At 57.2% G+C, this 22,523-nt stretch carries 17 protein-coding genes; 6 read left to right on the top strand and 11 right to left on the bottom strand.

Features of this window, described 5'->3' with window-relative positions; genetic code table 11:
- Nucleotides 1–180: 180 nt before the first annotated feature.
- Nucleotides 181–2,556: a GH92 family glycosyl hydrolase gene (locus DRW39_RS00915; RefSeq protein WP_116105110.1), complete on the top strand. Its 2,376-nt coding sequence runs from the start codon at nucleotides 181–183 to the stop codon at nucleotides 2,554–2,556.
- 81 nt (nucleotides 2,557–2,637) lie between these two features.
- Here the strand turns inward: DRW39_RS00915 and DRW39_RS00910 are convergent, their stop codons facing one another.
- Nucleotides 2,638–3,129 (bottom strand): hypothetical protein, encoded by a 492-nt coding sequence (locus DRW39_RS00910; protein WP_157975843.1) that lies wholly within the window; start codon nucleotides 3,127–3,129, stop codon nucleotides 2,638–2,640.
- Between the two features lie 83 nt (nucleotides 3,130–3,212).
- Nucleotides 3,213–4,394, bottom strand: a complete 1,182-nt coding sequence (locus tag DRW39_RS00905) for an MFS transporter (RefSeq protein ID WP_116105792.1) — start codon at nucleotides 4,392–4,394, stop codon at nucleotides 3,213–3,215.
- Between the two features lie 376 nt (nucleotides 4,395–4,770).
- Here DRW39_RS00905 and DRW39_RS00900 point away from each other — a divergent pair, with 376 nt between their 5' ends.
- Both DRW39_RS00900 and DRW39_RS00895 read left to right on the top strand, forming a co-directional pair.
- Entirely contained in the window at nucleotides 4,771–5,430 is a 660-nt protein-coding gene (locus DRW39_RS00900; RefSeq protein WP_116105108.1) for a phosphatase PAP2 family protein, read from the top strand.
- A 257-nt stretch (nucleotides 5,431–5,687) separates the two neighbouring features.
- Nucleotides 5,688–6,836 carry a hypothetical protein gene (locus DRW39_RS00895; RefSeq protein ID WP_116105107.1) on the top strand — a complete coding sequence of 383 codons (1,149 nt, stop codon included), beginning with the start codon at nucleotides 5,688–5,690 and terminating at the stop codon, nucleotides 6,834–6,836.
- 12 nt (nucleotides 6,837–6,848) lie between these two features.
- Here DRW39_RS00895 and DRW39_RS00890 read toward each other — a convergent pair whose 3' ends face one another.
- The 4 genes from DRW39_RS00890 to DRW39_RS00875 form a co-directional block, all read right to left on the bottom strand.
- Complete coding sequence (locus DRW39_RS00890; protein ID WP_116105106.1) at nucleotides 6,849–8,138, bottom strand: hypothetical protein; 1,290 nt, start codon at nucleotides 8,136–8,138, stop codon at nucleotides 6,849–6,851.
- 156 nt (nucleotides 8,139–8,294) lie between these two features.
- Nucleotides 8,295–10,982 (bottom strand): carbohydrate-binding protein, encoded by a 2,688-nt coding sequence (locus DRW39_RS22160; RefSeq protein WP_157975842.1) that lies wholly within the window; start codon nucleotides 10,980–10,982, stop codon nucleotides 8,295–8,297.
- Between the two features lie 260 nt (nucleotides 10,983–11,242).
- The gene (locus DRW39_RS00880; RefSeq protein WP_116105105.1) at nucleotides 11,243–11,965 is read right to left on the bottom strand and encodes a hypothetical protein; all 723 of its coding nucleotides are present in this window, start codon (nucleotides 11,963–11,965) and stop codon (nucleotides 11,243–11,245) included.
- The gene (locus DRW39_RS00875; RefSeq protein WP_116105104.1) at nucleotides 11,962–12,819 is read right to left on the bottom strand and encodes an ATP-binding cassette domain-containing protein; all 858 of its coding nucleotides are present in this window, start codon (nucleotides 12,817–12,819) and stop codon (nucleotides 11,962–11,964) included. The genes DRW39_RS00880 and DRW39_RS00875 overlap by 4 nt, the downstream gene beginning before the upstream one ends.
- Before the next feature lie 431 nt (nucleotides 12,820–13,250).
- Here DRW39_RS00875 and DRW39_RS00870 point away from each other — a divergent pair, with 431 nt between their 5' ends.
- Nucleotides 13,251–14,138, top strand: coding sequence for a cyclase family protein (locus tag DRW39_RS00870; protein WP_116105103.1), 888 nt, complete (start codon nucleotides 13,251–13,253; stop codon nucleotides 14,136–14,138).
- Here DRW39_RS00870 and DRW39_RS00865 read toward each other — a convergent pair.
- From DRW39_RS00865 to DRW39_RS00855, 4 genes are all read right to left on the bottom strand, one after another.
- Complete coding sequence (locus DRW39_RS00865; RefSeq protein ID WP_116105791.1) at nucleotides 14,135–16,324, bottom strand: cation:proton antiporter; 2,190 nt, start codon at nucleotides 16,322–16,324, stop codon at nucleotides 14,135–14,137. The two genes, DRW39_RS00870 and DRW39_RS00865, sit on opposite strands and share 4 nt — an antisense overlap.
- Nucleotides 16,325–16,599: 275 nt before the next feature.
- Entirely contained in the window at nucleotides 16,600–17,085 is a 486-nt protein-coding gene (locus DRW39_RS00860) for a hypothetical protein (protein ID WP_157975841.1), read from the bottom strand.
- Between the two features lie 280 nt (nucleotides 17,086–17,365).
- On the bottom strand, nucleotides 17,366–17,821 hold the full coding sequence (locus DRW39_RS22155; protein WP_157975840.1) for a hypothetical protein: 456 nt from the start codon (nucleotides 17,819–17,821) through the stop codon (nucleotides 17,366–17,368).
- A 104-nt stretch (nucleotides 17,822–17,925) separates the two neighbouring features.
- Nucleotides 17,926–18,297, bottom strand: coding sequence for a hypothetical protein (locus tag DRW39_RS00855; RefSeq protein WP_116105101.1), 372 nt, complete (start codon nucleotides 18,295–18,297; stop codon nucleotides 17,926–17,928).
- Nucleotides 18,298–18,359: 62 nt separating this feature from the next.
- On the opposite strand from DRW39_RS00855, the gene DRW39_RS00850 reads away from it, so the two are divergent.
- Complete coding sequence (locus DRW39_RS00850) at nucleotides 18,360–18,707, top strand: DoxX family protein (protein WP_116105100.1); 348 nt, start codon at nucleotides 18,360–18,362, stop codon at nucleotides 18,705–18,707.
- On the opposite strand, the gene DRW39_RS00845 is transcribed toward DRW39_RS00850, so the two are convergent.
- Entirely contained in the window at nucleotides 18,702–19,079 is a 378-nt protein-coding gene (locus DRW39_RS00845) for a DoxX family protein (RefSeq protein WP_116105099.1), read from the bottom strand. The two genes, DRW39_RS00850 and DRW39_RS00845, sit on opposite strands and share 6 nt — an antisense overlap.
- A 354-nt stretch (nucleotides 19,080–19,433) precedes the next feature.
- Between DRW39_RS00845 and DRW39_RS00840 the strand changes: the two genes are divergently transcribed.
- Nucleotides 19,434–22,520, top strand: a complete 3,087-nt coding sequence (locus DRW39_RS00840) for a discoidin domain-containing protein (protein WP_198664736.1) — start codon at nucleotides 19,434–19,436, stop codon at nucleotides 22,518–22,520.
- Nucleotides 22,521–22,523 lie beyond the last annotated feature (3 nt).

The raw sequence follows: 22,523 nt of genomic DNA, 5'->3' as shown, positions 1-22,523 counted from the left end.
ATTTTTGCACGGCCGGCCATGACTTAACCGTAACTTAAATCTCCGTTCACGTTCGTCCGTGCCGCCAAGCGTGGCTAAGGGCAGGTCGCACCAGCGATCCGCACCCTATTTTACGGCCCGCATTTCTTCCCGGTCCGTGGTGCGCCCGATTCGTTCCGGCGCACTGCTTAATGTCAGATCATGAAACGTTTTCTTCCGATGGGATGGCTGCTACCGGCCTGCTTACTAATCGCCCAAATTACCCACGCACAGAGCGTCCTGCGGTACGTCGATCCCGACATCGGCACCGCCCACAGCCGCTGGTTTTTCTACACGCCGGCCGCCCTCCCCTACGGCATGGCCAAGCTGGCCCCCTCCACGAACGGCCACTACGGGAATGCCTCGGGCTGGGAAGCCGTGGGCTACGATACCCGGCACAACTCCATCGAGGGTTTCGTACACTTCCACGAATGGCAGGTGGGCGGCGTGAGCTTCATGCCCACCACCGGAGAACTACAAGTACGGCCCGGTGAGCTTGAAAATCCCGACGGCGGCTACCGCTCCCGTTTCGACCGCGAAAATCAACTGGCGAAGCCCGGCTACTACCGGGTACGGCTCGACGATTACGACATCACGGCCGAGCTGACGGCCACCAAGCGGGTCGGCTTTCATCGCTACACCTTTCCGGAAAGCGATCGGGCCCACATCCTGCTCGACATCGGCAACACCCAGGGAGAGAGCGGCGAGGTGACCGACGCCAGTGTGCGGATGGTGGACGACATGCACTTCCAAGGCTTCGTGAGCACCTACCCCAAGTACGTGCATACGTACGATCCCGGAGGACAGGTCAACATGTACGTCTACGGGGAAATCAGCAAGGCACCGGCCGGCGTGGATGCCTTTACGAAGGAAGGCGTGCGGTCGGGCGAAAAGTCGGCCGCGGGAAAGGGAGCCGGGCTGGCGCTGAACTTTCAAACGGAGGCCAGGGAGACGATCGAACTAAAGATCGGCCTCTCCTATACCTCCATCGCCAACGCCAAAGCTAACCTGCTGGCCGAAGCCGATGACCTCGACTTCGACGCGGCCCGCCAGGCCGCCCAGAGTACCTGGGAACGGGAACTGGGCAAGATCAAAGTCGAGGGGCCGAGCGAGCAGGGCAAGACCAAGTTCTACACCGGTCTGTACCACGCCCTGCTGGGTCGCGGGATCGCCAGTGACGTGAACGGTGACTATCCGCAGCACGGCGGCCGGGTCGGCCGGCTGGAGGCGGACAGCACGGGCAAGCGGCCGGAGTTCATCAATACCGATGCCATCTGGGGCGGCTTCTGGAACATCACCCAACTCTGGGCCCTCTCCTACCCCGAGTGGTACAGCAACTACGTCAATACCGAGCTGCAGGTATACCGCGATAAGGGCTGGTTCGGCGACGGGCTCGCCAACAGCGAATACGTATCGGGGGTGGGCACCAACTTCGTAGGACTGGCCGTGGCGGCCGCCTACCAAACCGGCATCCGCGACTATGATGTCGACTTAGCCTACGAGGCCGTGCGGGCGAACGAATTGGATTTTCGGGACCGTGCCTTCGGCTCGGGAAAGATGGACGTCCAGGCCTTTACCGAAAACGGTTACGTCCCCTTCCGGGACGACTACGAGCAGTACGAGGGCGAATGGTTCCGGACGGATTCGACGGGATCCTACTTCGCCAATTCCCACACGCTGGAGTACAGCTTCAGCGCCTACGCCGCCGCGCAGATGGCGAAGGCACTGGGTAAAACAGCCGATTACGAGCAGCTGAGCGATCTTTCCGACGGCTGGAAGATGATTCTCAACCCGGAGAATAAATTGATGCAGCCGCGACTGGCGGACGGCAGCTTCGCGGATAACTTCGATCCCTACCAGCCGTGGCGCGGCTTTCAGGAGGGGAACGCGATGCAGTATACCTTTTACGTCCCCCACGACCCCGCGGGACTGGTCAGGGCCCTCGGGCGCGATACCTTCAATAACCGCCTGGACAGCATCTTCACCGCCTCGGCTAAAACCGGCTTCGGGGGCGGCAAGGAGATCGATGCCTTCGCCGGCATCCGGGCCATCTACAATCACGGCAACCAGCCCTGTCTGCACATCAGCTGGCTGTTCAATTTCTCCGGCAAGCCCTGGCTGACCCAGAAATGGACGCGCCGGATCTGCGATGAATTCTACGGCATCGACCCCATCCACGGTTACGGCTACGGTCAGGATGAGGACCAGGGCCAACTGGGCGCCTGGTACGTCATCAGTTCCCTCGGCCTATTTGACGTCAAAGGCTTCACCGATGCCCGCCCCGTCGTTGAACTGGGCAGTCCGCTGTTCAGTAGGTCCACCATTCAGCTGGGCAACGGAAACACGCTCGTCATCGAGGCAAAAGATACGAGTAAGGACAACGTCTACGTCCAATCGGCCGAATGGAACGGCAAACCCCTGGACAACTGCTGGTTGTACCGGGACGAACTGATGCAGGGTGGCAAGCTGGTTTTCACCATGGGAGATGAGCCCAACAAGGATTGGGGCACGGAGACGCCGCCCCCGTCGGCCGAGTAACGGTACGGGTCGGTCTGCCGGCCCGCCCCTACCTGCCCGACAGCCGAGTGAAGGACAGGGACGCCAGCTATCAGTCGCCGTCTACCGAACGGTATACCTTCCCCCCACTTCGAAGTGAAAGCCGGTTTCCGTGGTGACGTAACCACGCACTCGCCAGACATCCGCTCGTTCCCGTTGGCCGGATATCTCGCCATTGGTGATGGGTGCCGCGCGCTGCCCGAAACAGAAGCAATTCTCGGCACTGAGAAAGGCGGATGACATTGGTATGGAAGCGCCGACGTAGCTGAAGGAGAGAGCGTCCGCGGCCAGGGGAATCGTGAGGACCAATTCGTGTTCATCATCAATCGCTTCCGGGATTGGGTCGCGGTAGAGTCGGGCTTCCAGCAATAGGCTATCGCCGGATGCAACCCGTTCGAATGTCCGTGTCAATGAATCGACCTCCACGAATCGAACGCCAGTATGCGGCAGCAATTGGAGGACGGGATCACCCACCGAGCCGTCGTCATCGTCTCCGCAGGAGAAAAGCACGAGGCTCAAGAACAGCGTGGCAAGCAAGCAAGGATACACCGACATAATCAGCATTTTTTCTGCAGACGTAGTAGCAACCCCCAAACGTTGGTTCGCCGGGGCGGGCGCATGCTGCTCCTTCCCACGATCTACGGGAGGGGTGCACGCACGCGCCGCAGGGTCAGGGCGTACAAGCCGACCGTCGCCGCTAAAACGGCCGTGCCCACGAACAACACCTCCGCCCCGAAGAAAGCCCAAACCGCTCCCGCCGCCGAACTCGCTACCAGGGTGGCCACGCTCTCCGCCGCGCTGACGGTACCGATCGCCGTGCCGGTTTCGTTAGCCGGTACCAGTTCGCTCACCCAGGCCTTCGCCACGCCTTCGGTAGCGGCGGCGTATAGCCCGTAGGCGGCAAACAGTCCGGCAATCATCCAGACCTCCGTCACCTGCGATAGCCCGAAGTATACGGCCGCGAAAACCAGTAGACCTCCCGCGTATACCCGGCGGGGTCCCAAGCGGTCGGCCAGTCCGCCAAAGGGATAGGCCAGGACGGCGTACACCAAATTGTAAAAGATGTACCATCCGATGACGGCGGTATCGGCCAACCCGATTTCCTTCAGCAGAAGCAGGAGGAAAAGGTCGGAGCTGTTGATGAGAGCAAAGGCGGTCAGCACCCCGAACAGGCGGCGGTAAGCGGCGGGGGCGGTGCGGAGGTAGCGGACGAAGTCCAGCAGCCCGGGACGCCCGCCGGGTTGGGGTGTAACCGCCCGCTCCCGGAGCAGCAGGGTCGCGGCCACCGCCAACAACCCCGGTACGGCCGAAGCTAGAAATAGCCAGCGGTACTGCCCGGGATACCACCACAAAAAACCCAGGGCCAGTAAGGGACCGATGGCCGCGCCGGTCGTATCCATGGCCCGGTGAAAGCCGAACACCCGGGCGCGGGTGGCGGGGGTAGCCGCGCCGGCCAGCATGGCATCGCGACCGCCCGTCCGGATCCCTTTACCCAGCCGCTCGGCGGTACGGGCAATGAAGACCCACCACGGGGCGGTGAAGACCGCCATTAGGGGTTTGGCCACCGCGCTGATGCCGTAGCCCAGGCGCACGAAGGGCAGCCGCCGCCCGGTGCGGTCGGACCACTGTCCGAAGTATCCCTTGGAAAGCCCGGCGGTCGCCGAGGCCAGACCCTCCAACACGCCGATGCCCGCCACGGAAAAGCCAATGCTCTCCAGGTAGAGCGGCATGACCGGGTAGAGCATTTCACTGGCCACGTCGGTGAGCAGGCTCACCAGGCCGAGCAACCAGACGGTGCGGGAAATAATGGATTTTTTCAAACCGTCCGTATTTGGTTTTAAGGAGTTACCTGGCTGCACGACCGGGGTATTACATCCGCCGGTAAGCCCGGTAATTTACCGCCGAAATCACTCGGTTCGGAGAAGATCTTCACCCGCCGGTATGGCAATACGCTAAATTTCGGCTGGCTGTCCGCCCGCTCTGTAAGTTTAAGCCGGTCGGCACTTGCGACACCAGGCATTTGGGCGGCGGCGCGCAGGAAAGATGTCCGTCAAATAGTATCCGGAATTTTTCCGCACCTTTATCCGCCACGCGCGGGGCAGCTTCCACCGAGCGGGTCAGCCCAGCAATCCGGGGCTACGTTTTTCTCGCCCCCCCACCGGGTATTTGCCCTGTACCCCTAATTGCTGAAGGTCCATGATTTCGACGATTAAAGCGGCTATTCGGTACCTGCGTCGCGACGAGCAGTTGGCCGTTCACGTGGTGTTAGGTCTCGTGGCGGGATATATTCTGCTATCGGTTTTCGTCTGGCTGCTGCCGGCATCGGTCATCGACATCGAGTTCTCGGAGGAGTTGCAGGAACATCAGTCCCCGTTGCTCGACTGGCTGATGAAGGCAATCAGTTGGTTTGGGAGCAACTTCGGGGCCATCGCCTCCATTGTGTTGGCCACCCTGGCCTTCTACCTCAGCGGGGCGCGGCGGGAGGCCGGGTTCGTGCTCGCTACCGCTCTCAGTCTGCCGGTCATCGCCGGGGCCAAACTCATCCTGAACCGCCAGCGCCCGACCGCCGATCTGGTGCGGGTCGTGTATGAAGCCCAATTCCAGAGCTTTCCGAGCGGGCACGTCACCTTCTATACCGTCTTCTTCGGCTTTATTGCCTACCTGATGTACCGTATGGATACCTGGCCGATTGGGGTGCGGCTGACGGTCGGGATCCTCTCCCTCAGTCTTGTGTTCACCGTTCCCTTTTCGAGGGTGTACCTCGGCGTACACTGGGGGACGGACGTAGTCGCGGGTTTCTTTCTCGGCCTGATCCTGCTGATCGGCCTGCTGACTTGGTACGCGCACCGCCGGTAGATCATTGCGCCGACATATTTGATATATGCATCGCCCTGGCAAGAAGACAACTTAAACTTAAATCCATTTTATCGACTATGGAAAGCATGATCGTAGGGGCCAATGGGACTCCCTATTGACTTTTCGGTACCGCAGTAAGCATATTCTGCTTATATTTAAGGGGTGGATGCCCTTACGCTCCATAAGGATTGTTTTTTCAAGTCGATGCGGTGAAACTCTTCCATTATTACCTTTTTCCATTATCCGTCCTCCTACTTATGCTGCCGGCCTGCGCGGACGAACGGCCTGAAACGGAAGAAAGCACCAGCGCGAGTCCGCCCGATACATTGATCCTACGGACCGAGAAGGTGGAAGGCAGAGGCTTGTACGAATTTGGCGCGGGGAGTCTGGACTTCGTCGATACCATGGGCTTATTCCCCTACCCGATCGTTTATCCAGACAGGATCTCCGCTATCCGGGGGGCAAGAATGGTGATCGATCTACGGGCGGATGACGCGGACCATATCGACATCATTACGGGCACGCAGGAAGGGTTAGAAGTATTCGTGGTAGACCAAAATGATAACCAAGACTTTACGGACGACCCGGTGCGGTATTTGCTCCGGGCCCATTCAAAGACCGCTGACAACAGTATACTCTGCTATTACCAGCGCCGTGTCGAGGGTACCGTCTTTCGTGATTCCTCCTACATCAAAATTGGTCGTAGTGCTCAAGACGAAGATTGGATTCTATACGGGAGAAACGAGTATCTGCGAACGGAGGTCGCTGTCGGAAAGGACACCTATCAGCTAGGCGCGATCGATTGGATGATGGCCAAGACATTCACGTACGGCAATCGGGCCGAATTAGCCATCATCGGAACAAATGATAAGCAGCTCGACACCCTGCCCCGCCACGATATCATAACGACGGGCGAGTTTCTGACGCTGGCCGGCGAACACTATCGCTTTGACAGCATTACGAACGACGGCAGTTATATCACGCTCGTCAGGGATCCAACCTTCGCTGGTCTCGTAGGTACCCAGGTCGGTATGCTGGCTCCTTCCTTCGTTTTCGTGACTACCGACGGCGATTCCCTACGAAGTGCGGAAATGCAAGACAGACCAATCGTTGTGGCTAATTCCTGCGGATGCGGCGGAGATACCCTATCCGGGGAAGCGTTTACGGCCATCCAAAAGACTTACGAAGAAGACATTTATGCCCTGCGCCTAGACGCCGGTTTCAAACGCCCGTCTCCCGGTTGGAACGTGGACACCCGGGATCCGTACAATGAAGATCTGTACGGCAAGTACCGGAAAGCCTATTGCTCTAGAATCGCGTACCTCGTGGGCAAAGACCAGCGGATTGTAGAGAAGTTCGACGTCATGGACTGGGACACGGCCCTTCCTCGCCATATTACCCCCTGACCTACGGTAATTTTACTCCGGACGTATTTCAATCAGATAAGGCGCCAGTTCCACTCCACCGGGGTCGCGAAAATTGCCGGTCATCGTCAGTTGTTGAACCTCACCCGGTCGGATATCCACGGTGAAGGTGATCGCGGTCGAATCCGGGGCGAACCCAATTACCTCGGTCACCGGCAGCAGGGCCGACGCCCCCAGGGGGCCGTAATCAAAGCCGCGGTAAGGCGGCAACATAGCCTCGGAAAAGTACACCGTAAGTTGATTGCCATCCCGGACCAGTCGTTCCACCCGGGGTTGATCTCGCCGGTACGCGGCCTCTAGTTCGGCCATATCCTCTTCGAAATAACCAATGCGGTTGACGAAATCGGTAACAGCCGTTGAGTCGGCGTAATCCAGTTCGATCAGCTGCCTGATGGCAAGCATGGAATCAGAAGAATGCTGATAATAGTGCTGCGCCAGCCTGTATCCGGTATAATACCCTAGGTCACGGACCCCGAAGTCATTCTCCGCGCTGGACCACAGCCAGTAGCCTACGTTGCGATTAAACAGCTGCCGCCGGAAAGCGGCGAAGACGTCGTCCTCGTTTTCCTTGCCGTAGGTAAGGGCGGGTGATGATGAAACCTTGCCCGAAGCGAGTTCGGCTATAAATTCAGCGCTTCCTTCCCGCAGGGCGGAGGCCAGTAGGCTGACACCGAAGGATTCCCGCTGCTGGGTATGCACGAATTCATGTACGGTGAGGAAGTCGATGTTCCGGACCGGATTCGTAAGCATATAGTCCTTCACGTAATCGAGCTCGGGCGGAAGTTCCGAAACATCCACCGTCTCGTCCCCGAAGGCCAGTTCCGTCCCGATCAGGACGCTGGAATCGACGGTGGTACCAGAAGTGCGCATGTTTCCCATCCCCAGATAGACCGTCGCCGGCCGGGCTTCCGGGTAGAGTTTCCGTAAGCGAGCTAAGTAAATATCCAGGCTATCAATGGTCCCATCGTGCTCTTGGACATTCGAGCGGATAGAGGCGTAATACTTCGGGTAGTTTTTTATGTACCGGACGTATTCCTCCGGGGTATACCGACGCGCCGCGAAGAGCGCTTCCTGACCATCGCTGGCCTTATCGATGAATAACTCGTTGAGGAGACGAAGCGACCGGACCGAATCCGTAGTAACGGACACGGAATCGTAGGCCTCCCAGTAACGGGCAAGGTCGCTTGCTTCAACGGCGGAAGTCTCCGCTCCATCAGTCGCATCGCAGGATAGCAGCAACGTCAGCAGAAAACAAACTGCCAGAATTCGTAGGATATCGGGCATTCGTAGCTTATGGCCCACGCTGGAAAAAAAACGCGGCGTGATTATCCCCAAAGCTAAATAAGAATACTCCCAAAAGTAAACAGCGGTCCCACCCCCGGCCAAAAGTTGGCAAGAAATGGAACCGCTGATCAGTAGGCAACTACCTTAATTAGTCGCTCAACGCTTGATCAATTTATATACCCGGAACGGGGTCTTGACAAAGTAGAATCCGGCGGGGTAATCACCCAGTTGCGCCTCCGTACCCTGTCCGCCGGTCAGCCGCTTCCCTTCTATGGTGAGCAACTCCCAGCGGGTGGCGGCCGAGAAGTAAACCGCACCGTCGGTGGGGTTGGGATAGAGCCGCAGGCTTTGCTGGCGCGAGCCGGCTTGCAGGGATGTCAAATCACAGGGGGCGGTGGTAACGGCCGTAGAAAAATTCAGCGCGTCCAGATTAGCCAGTCCGTCGCCGGATACGGCCACCAACTCGATGACGTTGACGCCGGCGGACAAGGGAACCTTGAGGGTAACGGTACTCCAGGTCGTCCAGCTTCCGGTACTCGGCAGGGCGACGAGGCCGATACTGTCTTCATTGATATAGAGCTGGCCGTCCCGGTTTCCGGATCCGCCGTTGGCGAATACGAAAGAAAGCTCGGTACTGTCAGCAACGGCACTTTCAACTTGCCAGATGACCGCGGTTCCCATTTCGTTGTCGGTATTCACGTAGCCTTCCCCCGAAAAACCGGCGTTGACCGATTCCAGGGTCACGCCGTCCACGTAACAGGCCTCCTCCGCTTCAATGACGGATGCGCAGGGCGTATTTCCGGTATTTCCCGCCACGCATACCCCGCAAGCATCCAGGTATGCCGAGCCGTCCTGGTCACCGTTGCAATCGAGTTCACAGGCTTCCGCTCCCGTCGTTCCGCCAACGCATTCGCCACACTCATCGAAGTAGGCCGAACCGTCCACCTGGCCGTTACAATCCGTGCATTCGGAAACGGCGAGGCTGGGGCTACCGAAGGAGATCAGGTCGACGTTCGGACCGCCGTCATTCGAATTAGCCTGTAGGGCTATTTCATTGGGTCCCTCCCGCAGCGTGAGGCTTACGCTTTCCTGTAGCCAGGTCGTCCAGCCTCCCGTATAGGCACCCTCGATGGTGGCCTGCTGCACGCCGTTGACCAACACGTTAAGGCCCCGGGCGGAGCCCGCGCCATTGGCGTAGCGCACCTGAAAGGCCGCGGTCTGTGCCTCCGTAGCAACCAGGTAGTAGGTGGCCGTAGCGTTCAGTTCGTTGTCGAGATTGAGGTAGCCTTCGCCAATGTATCCTTCATTGTTGGTTTCGGCGACACCGGTAGCCGAACAGAAGTCTTCTCCCTGGAGAGCGCCGGTACAGGCTTCGACCCCGGTATTACCACCGCTGCATACGCCACAATCGTCGATCGATGCCGTACCGTTCTGATCGCCGTTGCAATCCGTGACGCAGGCTTCCAGTCCGGTGTCACCGCCCACGCAGCGATCGCATTCGTCGTAGTAGGCCGAACCGTCCTCAACGCCATTACAGTCTACTACCACGTTAAAATCGCAGGAGCCGTCTCCGCTGACGATGCAACTTAGATATTCTTCGAGGTTGGTATAGCCGTCCTGGTCGTCATCACCTGCGTCGTCCGCGGTGTTCGGATCCAGGCCCCGGTTGATCTCCCAGGCGTCGGGCATACCGTCTCGGTCGGTGTCCGGGGGTACCGGACCACTATTTACGGTCCCGACATTGTTGATGATGCCATTATCGTCTTCGGTCTCGATGATTTGCCCCTTGGTTCCGTAGGATGTCAATTCGTCGATGAGGAATTTATCGACGCTGTCCCGCCGCAGCGAAGCACCAACGTGGTCGACCACGTGACTAACCGCTTCCTGTGCCGTTAGCAGGTCGTTCACCCCCGGATAATCGTAGGGCGTAGGCTCCACCGTGGCCGTTTTATAGTCGGTCAGGAGGGAGCCATCCAGCGTCCCGTTCGTATCGCTATCCACCCAGTTATCCGCGGCATAGACGTGGAACTGCGGCGTGGTGCGGGTGATGTGGGAATCATTACTACTGGAAGGGCCGTAGATAAAGTAGTTACCCACCAGGTTACTTTCCGACAGGCCCTCGGTGTCGCCCATGATGTAGCCATTCTCGGCCCAGTTGTAGAGCACGCTATTAATGAACTCATGCGTACCCCGTGCCTTCGGGTTCCGCGTTTTGTTGTCGATGTACAGCGAACGGATCACGGACCATTTTCCGCTCTGCATCAGGCCACCCGTCGAGTGATTGGTATTGTTGATACCCTGTCCGATGATACAGTCCTGGAAGGTGAGGCTGTCGATGCCGTTCCCGTTCACGTCGAGCGTCCCGTCACGCCCCCAGGATATGGAAACGTGATCGAAGAGGTAATTTTTACCGCCCGAAACGGCGACGGCATCCTTTTCGCTCTCCCCGTTCTTGCCCATCCGGATGCGGATGTAGCGAACGATGTTATCTCCGGACTTATCGTTGAAGGCCAGGCCGTCCCCGTAGATGGTGATGCCCTCCCCCGGCGCCGTTTGGCCCGCGATGTAAATGTGGTGATTGACGACGATCCGGGAGCTGATGTTGATAACGCCACCAACTTCGAAGACGACCATCCGGTACGGCTCGCTTACCGCGTCGCGGAAGGACCCGGGGCCGGAATCGTTCAGATTGGTGACGTAGTAGACCTCGCCGCCGCGACCGCCGACGGCGTGTCGGCCGAAGCCTTCTGCCCCCGGAAAGGCCAGCTGCTGTGCTTGTAGGCAGGGAATAAGGAGGAGGGCAATGGCCGTGAAGGCCAATGCTCGGAAAAACGATTTTTGCATGATGTGCTGGGTTAAAAACTGAAAAAAATAAAAACCATATTACCATGGCGGATCAGTATCGGGCCGGTAATCGCGCAGGCTACCACGCTTTTGCCAATGCCTCAACTGGACTGCCAGGGGTGTAATGTAGAAATTATTGGTTATTGATCGGGAATTTCGGGCTTCCGGCTACCAAATTATTATGCCATGACTTATTCAGTGAAGGCCGGGGTTTCTTCAGCTGCCATACGTCCGCGCCCTCCTGACCCGACCACACACTTTCACCTTTTCAATCCCCAATCCGCAACGACCAAGGAGAGCAATATGACCACCGCGCCCGGCAAGACGATCGAGTGCAATCCCAGACCGGGCTTCAGGCTGGCAATGCCGAAACTGTACGGATTGATTGGCAAATCTGTCAGGTTTATAATGGGTATGCCCGTAACCAAAAGAAGCATACCTACCAGGTAGCCGATACCTGACTTTTGGATCAGCAAAGCCAGCATAAGGTGAAAGAACACTAGCGGGATTAAGGCTACGGTGATCCGAATAAAGTCCTGACTATCGGCCCGCATCAATTCCGAGACATCACCTGCGACCATTCGCTCCTTGAGGGAATAGATAAGTAAGGCGTGAAAAGCTATATTCAGGAAGGTGACGGTCAGGAGCAAACTAAAGATTACCAGAGCCTTCCGCGTAATTAAGCCCATCCAATGGCGTCGGTAGCTCCGGGCATAATGAAGCAAATTCCCCTTGCGCTCCACTTCGACGATTGACTGCGCCAGTACGATTATAAACAGAGGATACAGCAAAGCCGACCATGACCCTACGTTATTCCCGGTAATTACGGCCAGGGGCTGCCCCATAAGTTCATCCCGGTAGAAATACAGAAATACCTCCGTAATCAGAAAGGGTACGGCCGAAAATCCAATGCAGATGAAGACCAGCAAGGATATTTTCAGCTTTCTAAATTCGAGATACAGCTTTGATAGGGCCGCGTTCATGCGGAGTGGGTTGCGTAGAGAAACTCGAGGGGCATGTTGCGGTCGATCCGCCGCCATTCGATCCGATGTGATTCCAGCCAGTCCACCAGAAGGCTGACGGTCCCTTCCTGCCGCATTTGGATCATCACGATTTGGCTGATGGCACGGAAGTCCTGGATATACGGACATGCGTCCAGGCGGTCCAACGCTTCAAAGTCCGGGGGAAAAGTGACATATATCCGCTGCCGTCCCTCCAAATGGGTGGACAAATTGGCTGTTTGTAGCGGGATCAGGGTATGATCCTTTACCAGCAGGGTGAGGTCCAGTATATCCTCAATTTCCCGGAGCTGGTGGGAGGATAGCATGATCGTTCGATTCGTTTCGGAGACATACTGTACAATGGCCTTTTTCAGGGCACCAATCGTATCGACGTCAACCGCCGTAAAGGGCTCATCCAGCAGTACGAGGGGGCTGTCGGTCAGCAAACTCCGGGCGATACCCAGCCGCTGCCGGTAGCCCTGCGAGTACGTACTGAATTTTTGTACGCTCAGGTCAGGGGGGATGGCTACCCACCGGAGCGCTTCCTCCACCCGCCGGGGATCGATGCCCTTCTCGTAACAAACCAAGCGCAGGTTCTCCGCCCCGGTCAGGTTATCGTAGAAGGAGGTATTCTGGAGAAGAAGGCCCGGTTTGTCTATCCCTTCGACGCTTCCTCCGTATTTTCGCTGGATACCCGCAAGAATGGAAAGCAGGGTGGTCTTCCCTACCCCGTTAGGGCCGATGAGTCCGTATATCTTCCCCGCTGCCAGCTCGATAGTTACATCCTCGAAAATGAGGGTATTTCCGTAGCCAAAGGAGAGGTTGTTTATTTTCATCCGAGGGCCAGGGTAATGAAATGAATGAGGGTGTTTCGAGACTATCCGGCTCGGACGGAGTATCGGCCGCACACCACCACAAAGTAGCTTATTGAGCTGGATTTACGCATTTTCAACTTTAGGAGCTGGTACTTTACAGTCGCCGTCATCAGTACTGGCGCGAATGCTGCTGTGCATAGCCGAATACCCTAAAAAAGCTGCCTCTCACCGCTTTGTACCAAACCATTCTTTTGGCGACTATCCCGCTGCTATTCGTTATTTGCAGTACGCGGGTAGTAAGTGGCAACCCTGAAACGTTTGCACCGAATGGGGGATTTGCTGCAACTGTCGACAACCGCTCTCCACCCTCGACTTTCTTAGATTGGCGTTCAGCGATTGAGAAAGTCGGCCTTCCTTATCCGCCTGGATGCCGCATGTCAAATTGACCTACCATGGAAAAACGCGTTCAGTTTGACTTTGAAATTTTCTTCACCAATGGGGGAAGTTTGAAGGGAGAAGATTTCCGACTAGATCTGACCGGCGACTCGATATCCGACGCCGAACTGATCGATTTCGTGGTCCGGGACCTACGGCTGTCGATGGTGGGACGCTGGGCCATCACCGGCAAGAAAATCATTGCCAAACCGCACAAACGAAAGGCACTCTCCCCGTCTCCGGAGGGCCACCGTCTCGTCGACCTGAGTCACACGATCACCGAGGGGCTGGTCACCTACAAAGGGCTACCGCCACCACTCGTTTGCGATTACCTGAGCCGGGAAGAATCCAAAGCCATCTATGCGGAGGGTACCACCTTTCAGATCGGAAAGATCGAGATGGTCACCAATACCGGCACGTACGTCGATTTCCCCTACCACCGCTACGCTGACGGGGAGGACAGTGCGGACGTCGACCTTGACCGACTGGCCGACCTCGAAGCCATCGTCATCCGGGTGCCCCACCAGGTCAGCAAGGCCATCACGGAACACCATCTCACCGGCTACGAGATTCGCCACCGGGCTGTATTGATCCACACCGGCTGGGACGCGTTTTGGAACAGCCCCCAATACTACGAGGATAACCCTTACCTGACCCGCGCGGCGGCGGAATATCTACGCGATTGCTCCGTTAGCCTGGTCGGTATCGATTCCCACAATATTGACAACACGGCTGATGGGGCCCGTCCGGTACATACCGTGCTGCTCGGTGCCGGCATTCCCATCTGCGAACACCTCTGCGGACTCGATCGCCTACCGGAAAGCGGATTTACATTCACGGCCGCGCCACCCAAATTTAGGGGAGTAGGTACCTTTCCCGTACGCGCCTTCGCCCGCCTACGTTAGGCCCCGACGGGACCGATGGCCGGACCGACCGAGTCTTCCCCGCCCCGATTCCGTAACCGACCGCCCCAGGCCTTGCCCATACCGCGGAAACGACGCAGGGGAACGCTGAAGGTGGGATCCTTCAGGTTAGTGGACAAGGTGTCCACCACGCAATCCTGCATCGGGTAAATGAGAATGAAGCTGTTGGTCGTGAAATACTTGTTTAGGTAACCGGGGATTTTACGCATACTCCGGTGGTACGACGGACTGTCCTCCCGACTCATCACCAGGATGAGGTTGTCGTCAATCGTGAAGTCACGGGATAGGATGAGGAAGTCGTCCCAGTCCGAAAAGTCAACGAAAACGGCATCGATCGGAAGTTCCCGATTACGTTCCCGGATCGCTTCCAAGGTATCCACGGTACCGTAGAAAACCATTCGGGCGCCGCTGTTCTTAGCGATGTTCCAGAGACGGTCCAGACAGACGTCGTACCCCTGTTCCTGCTCTGCCCGCTCGGGGAAAATGACCAGGTGGCGCTTGATGGTGGCAAACGGCTGGGCCGGTTTGTAGATCAGCGTCGTGGTATTGCAGCGGGACAGGATGCCTTCCGTTAGGTTTCCAAGGAAGGAGCGGGAGATCCCCTTCTCCACGTGCAGCCCCAGGATGAGATCGCTGATGTGGTTTTCGCGCACCACGCTGGTGATGGCGTTGGATACGTTGAGGTCGTAGCGCAGCAGTTCCACCATCTCGTGATCCGCACCGGAGGCGGTGGTGATGGCCTTATTCAGCACCTTTCGAGCACGGGATTCGGATACCGTATCCTGCAGATCCTGTTCGATCACGCTCAGCGCGAACAGCTGACCGCGGGTCTTGGGCTTCAGTGTGACGCCCAGGTTGATGAGTTCCTCGGCGGTATCGCGATTGCTGACCGGAATAAGGATGCGTTCCGTGATCTCCTCCTCCACTTCCGGTGCTTCCGCCTCTTCCAGTTGCAGGACGTTGGCCGCCCCGCGCTGGGCGACAAGCGAGGCAACCGTACAGGTCACCAGGATCATGAGGATGGTACCGTTCAGTACATTCTCGTTCAGCAGCCGGATGGGGTCACCGGCTGCGTCCGTACCGACTACGGTATTGTAGCCTACCAGCACCGCCGCCAGCGTAGCGGCAGCCTGCGCGCTGCTCAGTCCGAAGATTAAACTGCGCTCGTCTGCGGTATAGCCGTAGGTTTTCTGGGTTAGCCAGGCGGCGGCGTATTTGGTGCCGATGGCAACGACCGTCATCACGGCCGCTACGCGAATCGTGTTAAAATCCTGGATGAAGGCGCGGTAGTCAATCAGCATGCCCACACCGATGAGGAAAAAGGGAATGAAGATGGCATTCCCCACAAATTCGATGCGGTTCATGAGCGGACTCGTCAGCGGAATCAACCGGTTCAGTGCCAGCCCCGCGAGGAAGGCGCCGATGATCGGTTCGATGCCGGCCAATTCGGCCAGCACCGCTCCCAGGAAGACCATCGCGAGCACGAAGACGTACTGCGTGACGCCGTCGTCAAAGCGTTTGAGGAACCACCGGCCGATAATCGGAAAACCGAACAGGACGACCAGTCCGAATACAAGAATACTAACACTCAGCCGTACCCAAAATTCCAGGCCCACCTCGCCGGTAGTCATCCCGACGATGATCGCCAGCACCAGCAGCGCCAGCGTGTCGGTGATGACGGTACCCCCCACGGTAATGTTGACCGCCCGGTTCTTCGACACCCCCATGCGGCTGATCATCGGATAGGCGATCAGCGTATGCGAGGCGAACATACTGGCAAGCAACACGCTCGTGGGCCAGTTGAATTGCAGCACGTAAACGCCGGCCAGCGTACCCACCGCCATCGGGATGAGAAAGGTAAACAGTCCGAAGACCGCGCTTTTACCGCTGTTCTTTTTGAAGTCGGCCAGGTCGATTTCCAGTCCGGCCAGGAACATAATGTAGAGCAGGCCCGCCGTTCCCGACAGGATAATCCCGCTATCCCGGGCCATCAGATTCAGTCCGTGCGGACCGATTACCGCCCCGGCCACGATCAGCCCCAGCAGCTGCGGCACCCGTATCCGGTTCAGCAGCAGCGGGGCCAGCAATATCGTAACGAGAATGACTAGAAACTTGATGACCGGATCGGTCAGGGGGAGGCTTAGTTCGAGGGTGTCCAGTAGGATCACGGGCAAACCTTTAGGTGATGATAGCGCCAAGCCCGTGGCGGCGGTCGCGCAATAGGTATACTATCGCATTAGGTATAAAACACCCCGTCCGGATGGGTTGATCGGTGCTAAAAGCATTAAATTTTTGGACGCCTATTTTACCTGCGCTCCGCCGCCCGTCTGAATCCAAAAATAAAGCATTAGACAGTAAATCACCCATAAGCACTAAGCGCGTGATAAGCTTATGATCGCGGGTCTGCGTCGTGCTCTATGGGAGGTGCGACAAGAAGTCCGTTCTACTTAGCCTCCCGATCGATCATACTTACAAAATCACCAACTACGCGCATTAAGCTATCGACATGACCGGCTAATTCAGGCATACGTAAATAACGTAGTAAGGAACTTTGGCTTCCGACACCAGGCTCTGCCGCTGGTATAGCTGCCGCGATACGTCGTGCGTATTCAAAGCCCCGTTCCTTATCTATACCAAGCTTGTCTAACTGTTTTTCCGTCGGCATCAGGTAGAAATAACTGCGCCGACTGACGACGAATAAAGAAACGAGTACAGGCCCACCGTTCGGGTCAGGGTATTTTACCGCAAATGCGCTTTCCTTCCATTCGATCGAATAGCCCGCATGTTGAGCGGCCTGAAGAATCTCCCGGGCAATGAAGACGTCCTTCTCGGAAGTGTTGGCAAGGAGCTGCTCGAAAAATGCGGTTTCGGTAATTGAGTTACGGTATGGAGTTTCTTCTTGCCCTATGGGCGCTACTTCCGTAGTCACTTGCACAGGTGCGCTTCCGGACTCTGCATTCACGTGGACCACCGCCCGCACCACTTCGCGGGTACGGGTAACTACTCGCAGTATAATTAGAACTTCCTGCGTAATCGGGAACCGGTACAATTGCAACTCCACTTAACCAAGACCGAAACGCAACTGCGGTGCTACCTGAATGTAGTCGGCCATATCCTAAACGCTCTCGTGAATTCCATCGCCGACAATCAAAAGCAACATTTCCCCCCTCTTTAGGGCGCGGTCGATGGCATTGATCAGATACGCTTCGTTATCGGACTCCGTCGCTCCCTTCTGCCGTCAATCGATCAAGTATTCCACAATTACCACTACCGGAGGCCTGATTAGCTGCACGCACCGCTGCATCTAAATCAGAATAAGTCCAACGGCTCAAATCTTTGCCGTAGTCAATTATCTGACCAACCACCTCCCGCCTTGCTTGGGGATTCCGGTATAGTTTTGCCTCTACCAAAGTCAGGTGACCACTCGGAGAAATAAAGACATTGTCAATCCGCCCGCTGTCCGTGCGAAGTTCTCGGCACAGCGAGACGGAATTTCGAAATGCAGAATCCAATTCCTCTAAAGGCAGCAAATCAGGAAATGAGTGCAACTTGTCCTGAATCCAACCTTCACTGATTAGTTTTTCATCAAGGCGTATGCGTTGCAGTCGACTTACTTTCTCCGTGTGGACCAGGTAGGGATGCCCCACTTGCCTTTCTCCTTTCATACGACAAGGATACGCTTTTGGGCCAAGCTACCCACTCCCAAATTTTGATCAGCCATAGACTATTTGCTCACGTTTAACAGACTACTGTACTACCGTACTACCCCCTACCATACTAGAGAAGGTTTCAGCAAAAACGTCCCCAAATAAACCATCCCCCCGATTGCCAGCGCCGGAACCGGCACGTCACCCAGCATGATCTCGGCCACCAGGATGCCCCCGATGTAGGTGCAAAAGAGAAAGAAACCGAGCTTGCTGGTGCGGGGAATCCAGTACAGCACCACGACGATAATCTCGATCAGCCCGATGGGGATCGCGTAATCGTCCATACCCAGTGCCTGCAAGAGCAGGTGGATGTCCGTACCGGGGAAGAACTTCGTGATTCCCGAGATGAGAACCCCGAGGGAAGGCAGGGCGGCGAGGATATACCCCGCTACGCGCCGGGTGCGGGGAACGCCCTTTTCGTGAATGGCAAACATTGCGGTAGAATTTCTATTAGGTCGGGGGCTCACGGGACGACCACGCTCCAAAACCTTCCCGTATGGAGTTTTCGACGCTGGCCACCTTTTTTTCGGGCATCTCGTTTGTGGGTTTTGGCATCAGCTGTCAGACATCGGCCTATATGAAGCAGGAATTCATCCGGTATGGCTACGATCGCCAGCGCCCGCTCACCGGCTATTTACAGATCCTCGGGGGCATCGGGCTGATTGCCGGCTATTACTTTTCGCCGCTACTCGCCATGGCCGCCGCTACGGGCCTGTGCCTGATGATGGCCTACGGCTTCGGCGTGCGGATGTACATACGGGATACCTTCCTCCAGGCCACGCCGGCTTTCCTGTACGCCGTCCTCAATGGCTATTTGGCTTTTTACTACGGCGGCTTGCTATAGGGGGTTAGCCGGGACGAAGGCGATGATCAGGCAGAGCACGAGAAAGAGCGCGGCGGGAAACGATTTGTAGAGGGGATCGCTGATCTTGAAATGCATCAGTACCGAACCGGCGAGCATGGCCGCCAGGCCGATCGCGGCGTAAAAGCGGAGTTCCGGCACCCAGATCGCCACGATGAGCGCTACAGCCAGCACTACCTTGATAACCCCCACCACGTACACCGACCAGACCGGCAACCCATACGCCTGGAACTCCTCGACGATCGTCGTAGCGTTCCCGCCCCGCCACTTGGTGTTCTTTTTTGGCTGGACGACCCAAACGTTCAGGATGCTGAGGCCTACAATGAGCTGGAGGGCGATGATAAGGTAGTTCATACGGTGGTTTCGACTAAAAAGTGAGATGGTAGAATATGCTTCGAGGGCGGAACAGCAATTGACGCATAGGGTTGCAGGCACAAAAGATCGCCAATACGGTTAAGCGTGGTGAATCGGAGCGGCATGCACACAATTTTTGGCGGCAGTCGTCGCTTAATTAGGAATTCCTGGTTCTATAATCAGGAATGAATTTCACCTTCCGCACCAATTAGGTGGGAAGATATGGTCATCTCCAGAGGAAGATTCGAGCCCGGTTACCGTGTTTGCGGTCGATCAGATTGCCGGGCTGGAGTACCGCCTCCGTGACTTGGAATGCAGCGTATGAATGTTACCCGCGCGATACCCCCAGGCCTTGTGCTTCGATGGGTAGGTAGCGCCACCCTTTTTGTCCTCCTCTGTCTCGGTCGGCCCCTCGCCGCACAGGGAACGATTGACCTGGCCCGTAACCGGTCGGCGACGGCTTCCTCTTCTCGGGGGGGTAATGCCCCGGGGCATGCCTTCGACGGCGTCACCAATACGCGCTGGGAAAGTGTGCAGCAATCGGACCCGGAATGGCTGTACGTAGACCTCGGCGCAACTTATCAAATCGATCGCGTCCTGTTAACCTGGGAGGGTGCATACGGCAAAGATTACCTGATCCAGCTGTCCGATGACGCGGTAAACTGGGTGACCGTTCGCTCGGTAACAGGGAATTCCCAGCTTATCAATAATCTTACCGGCTTAGATACCGAAGGGCGTTATGTGCGCATGTACGGTACGGCCCGCGGGACGAGTTGGGGTTATTCCCTTTATGCATTCGAAGTCTACGCCACGGAGGACTTTCCAACCGTTCGGCTGACCGCTCCCGCAGACGGCGATATTTTCGCCCAGGGTTCGGCCATCACACTGACGGCGGAAGCGTTACCCGTAGCGGGTAAAACCATCACGGAGGTGGCTTACTTCGCCGGTTCCACCCTGATTGGTACCGCCACGACGGCGCCATACACCTTCAATTGGGCGGGGGCTTCCGGCGGCTCCCATACCCTCTCGGCCCGAGCTATTGACAGTGATGGCATCACCGCGGTATCGGATCCGGTCCTGATCAATGTGTCCCTGGGAAATCTGGCGCTGAACGCGCCCGCCGTTGCCTCAACCAATACGAATATTGCCGATCGCACTTTTGACGGTGATATCGGAACTCGCTGGGAAAGTGTGCACGGCATGGACCCAAGCTGGATTTACGTTGATCTCGGCAAGGAGTACAATCTTGAACAGATCCGGCTGACGTGGGAAACCGCTTACGCTGCCGAATATAGGATGGAGATTTCTAATGACGCCTCCTCCTGGGCTATCGTAGCCACGCGAACAAACGGCCCCCGACTGGGCGACAATCTCGTCAACAATTTTACCGGCCTCGATGTAACGGCCCGGTACGTCAGGATGTACGGCACCGTCCGATCGACGGAGTACGGGTATTCACTGCGGGAATTCGAAGTGTATGGTTCCGAAGCTACGCACGTCATCACCACACCGGACCGGGAATCGGTCCATACCGCACCCGCCACCGTGGAACTGAGCGTAGACGGCTCGGTCGTATCGGATAATGTAACGCGAATAGACCTGCTGTTGGATGGTGCCCTCATCGACTCCCGGACCGCCAGCCCTTTCGCGTACACGGTGCCAATTAGTAACCTGGCCACGGGCAATTACGCGGTGGAAGCGCGAGTGTACCACGACGGGGGCAGGGTCAGCGGTTTTACCCCCGTGCAGATTTACGTCGTCCCGGCAACCGAGGGCAGCCAAAGCTGTGGGGAAGCCGTAACGCTGACGGCCTCCGGCGCCCCGAGCGGGGGCAGCTATCGCTGGTATAACGTCCCGACCGGGGGAACGCCGATCGCCGGTGCCACGGCGGCAAGCTATACCACCCCCCCGATCGACTTCACCCGCACCTACTACGTTTCCGCGGTGGATGCGGACGGGGAGGAGAGCCGGCGAGCCCAGGTGACGGCCAGCTATCTCAGCCTATCCCAGGCTTCGACAACCGGGCTGACCTCGGCTTTCCCCTTTCACGGCAACCCCGATGACGCCACGGGCCAGGGAAACGACGGCATCGTCAGCGGAGCAACCCTCGTAGCGGACCGTTTCGGACGTGAAAATTCCGCTTACTCTTTTGACGGCGTCGACGACTACATCACCACCTCTACGTCCTTCCCGGCAGACATCGAGGGGACCAACGAGTTTTCCATCAGCCTCTGGTTCAACACCAGCACCACCCGCGGGGGGAAACTCCTCGGGATGGGCACCTCCCAGACCGGCGCGAGCAACGAGTACGATCGCCATATCTATATGAATAACGCCGGGCAGCTCTACTTCGGGATCTACCTGGGCGATCACCTGACCATAAACACCACGGAATCCTTTAACGACGGATTGTGGCACAACGTAGTGACTACGCTCTCTTCCGACGGAATCGAACTGTACGTGGACGGGGAGCTAAAGGCCTCGGATGCCTCCGTCACCGAAGGGCAGAAGTATGGGAGCGTCGGCTACTGGCGCATTGGATACGACAACCTTCAGGGATGGCCTGACCGACCGGCCAACGATCATTTTGAAGGCGTACTGGATGACGTTAATCTATACTACTCCACCAAGCTATCCCCCGGCGACCTGACGGACCTGTACGGAGCTAGCGTAGACACCGTCAGCATCGGCGAAACCATCGAACTTAAGGCCACCTTCCTGGAGGGGGTCAACTACGCCTGGACGGGCCCGCGTGGCTTCACCAGTACCGACCAAAATCCGACCATTCCCGGAGCTATTCCCGAGAATGCCGGTATCTACAGCGTGGCCGTATCCAATGGCAGCTGCACTTCGGAGCCGGTATCCGTGAACGCCGTCGTAATCGGTAGCGCGGTACTGCCCGTGGAACTCTTCTACTTCGAAGGCAACGTGGAAAACCAACAGGTGCACCTCAGCTGGGGAACGATGATCGATGAAAGCACCCGGGGCTTCGAGGTAGAACGCTCATCGGACGGGAGCCATTTTGAGAAAATTGGCTTCGTACTGGGCGGTCGGGACCTGTTCGGCTCCCAGGATTATACGTTTACCGATGCACCCCCATCAAGCGGGACCGTCTACTACCGGCTGCGTCAGGTAGATAACGACGGGGGATACGCCTACTCGAGGGTGCTCTCGTATCGCCTGTCCGCACAAGTAACCGCCAGGTTATTCCCCAACCCCGTTCACTCGGGTGCAACACTAAAGCTGCAGGGACTGTCAAGGGGCACCATCACCCTCGAAGTGATTGACGCCCGTAGCCTGCGGGTATTCCGCGAAGAGATTGCGGCGAATGCCGTGATCGCTCATAACCTTAACTTCGGGACCTACGCCCCCGGGATTTACTGGTTGCTGATCAAGCGGGACGGGCAAATTTTAGATCGAATCCGGGTCGTGAAACAGTAGATC

It is taken from the genome of Lewinella sp. IMCC34191, assembly GCF_003390935.1.
GTDB lineage: Bacteria > Bacteroidota > Bacteroidia > Chitinophagales > Saprospiraceae > Neolewinella.
The sequence above is the reverse complement of the archived record's forward strand: the minus strand, read 5'-3'. Positions and strand labels throughout refer to the sequence as shown.

What these genes read in the sequence shown, in the direction of transcription:
- DRW39_RS00915 (WP_116105110.1), top strand. Translation starts at nt 181, where the DNA reads ATGAAACGTTTTCTTCCGATGGGATGGCTGCTACCGGCCTGCTTACTA.
- DRW39_RS00910 (WP_157975843.1), bottom strand. Translation starts at nt 3,129, where the DNA reads ATGTCGGTGTATCCTTGCTTGCTTGCCACGCTGTTCTTGAGCCTCGTG.
- DRW39_RS00900 (WP_116105108.1), top strand. Translation starts at nt 4,771, where the DNA reads ATGATTTCGACGATTAAAGCGGCTATTCGGTACCTGCGTCGCGACGAG.
- DRW39_RS00895 (WP_116105107.1), top strand. Translation starts at nt 5,688, where the DNA reads ATGCTGCCGGCCTGCGCGGACGAACGGCCTGAAACGGAAGAAAGCACC.
- DRW39_RS00890 (WP_116105106.1), bottom strand. Translation starts at nt 8,138, where the DNA reads ATGCCCGATATCCTACGAATTCTGGCAGTTTGTTTTCTGCTGACGTTG.
- DRW39_RS22160 (WP_157975842.1), bottom strand. Translation starts at nt 10,982, where the DNA reads ATGCAAAAATCGTTTTTCCGAGCATTGGCCTTCACGGCCATTGCCCTC.
- DRW39_RS00880 (WP_116105105.1), bottom strand. Translation starts at nt 11,965, where the DNA reads ATGAACGCGGCCCTATCAAAGCTGTATCTCGAATTTAGAAAGCTGAAA.
- DRW39_RS00875 (WP_116105104.1), bottom strand. Translation starts at nt 12,819, where the DNA reads ATGAAAATAAACAACCTCTCCTTTGGCTACGGAAATACCCTCATTTTC.
- DRW39_RS00870 (WP_116105103.1), top strand. Translation starts at nt 13,251, where the DNA reads ATGGAAAAACGCGTTCAGTTTGACTTTGAAATTTTCTTCACCAATGGG.
- DRW39_RS22155 (WP_157975840.1), bottom strand. Translation starts at nt 17,821, where the DNA reads ATGAAAGGAGAAAGGCAAGTGGGGCATCCCTACCTGGTCCACACGGAG.
- DRW39_RS00855 (WP_116105101.1), bottom strand. Translation starts at nt 18,297, where the DNA reads ATGTTTGCCATTCACGAAAAGGGCGTTCCCCGCACCCGGCGCGTAGCG.
- DRW39_RS00850 (WP_116105100.1), top strand. Translation starts at nt 18,360, where the DNA reads ATGGAGTTTTCGACGCTGGCCACCTTTTTTTCGGGCATCTCGTTTGTG.
- DRW39_RS00845 (WP_116105099.1), bottom strand. Translation starts at nt 19,079, where the DNA reads ATGAACTACCTTATCATCGCCCTCCAGCTCATTGTAGGCCTCAGCATC.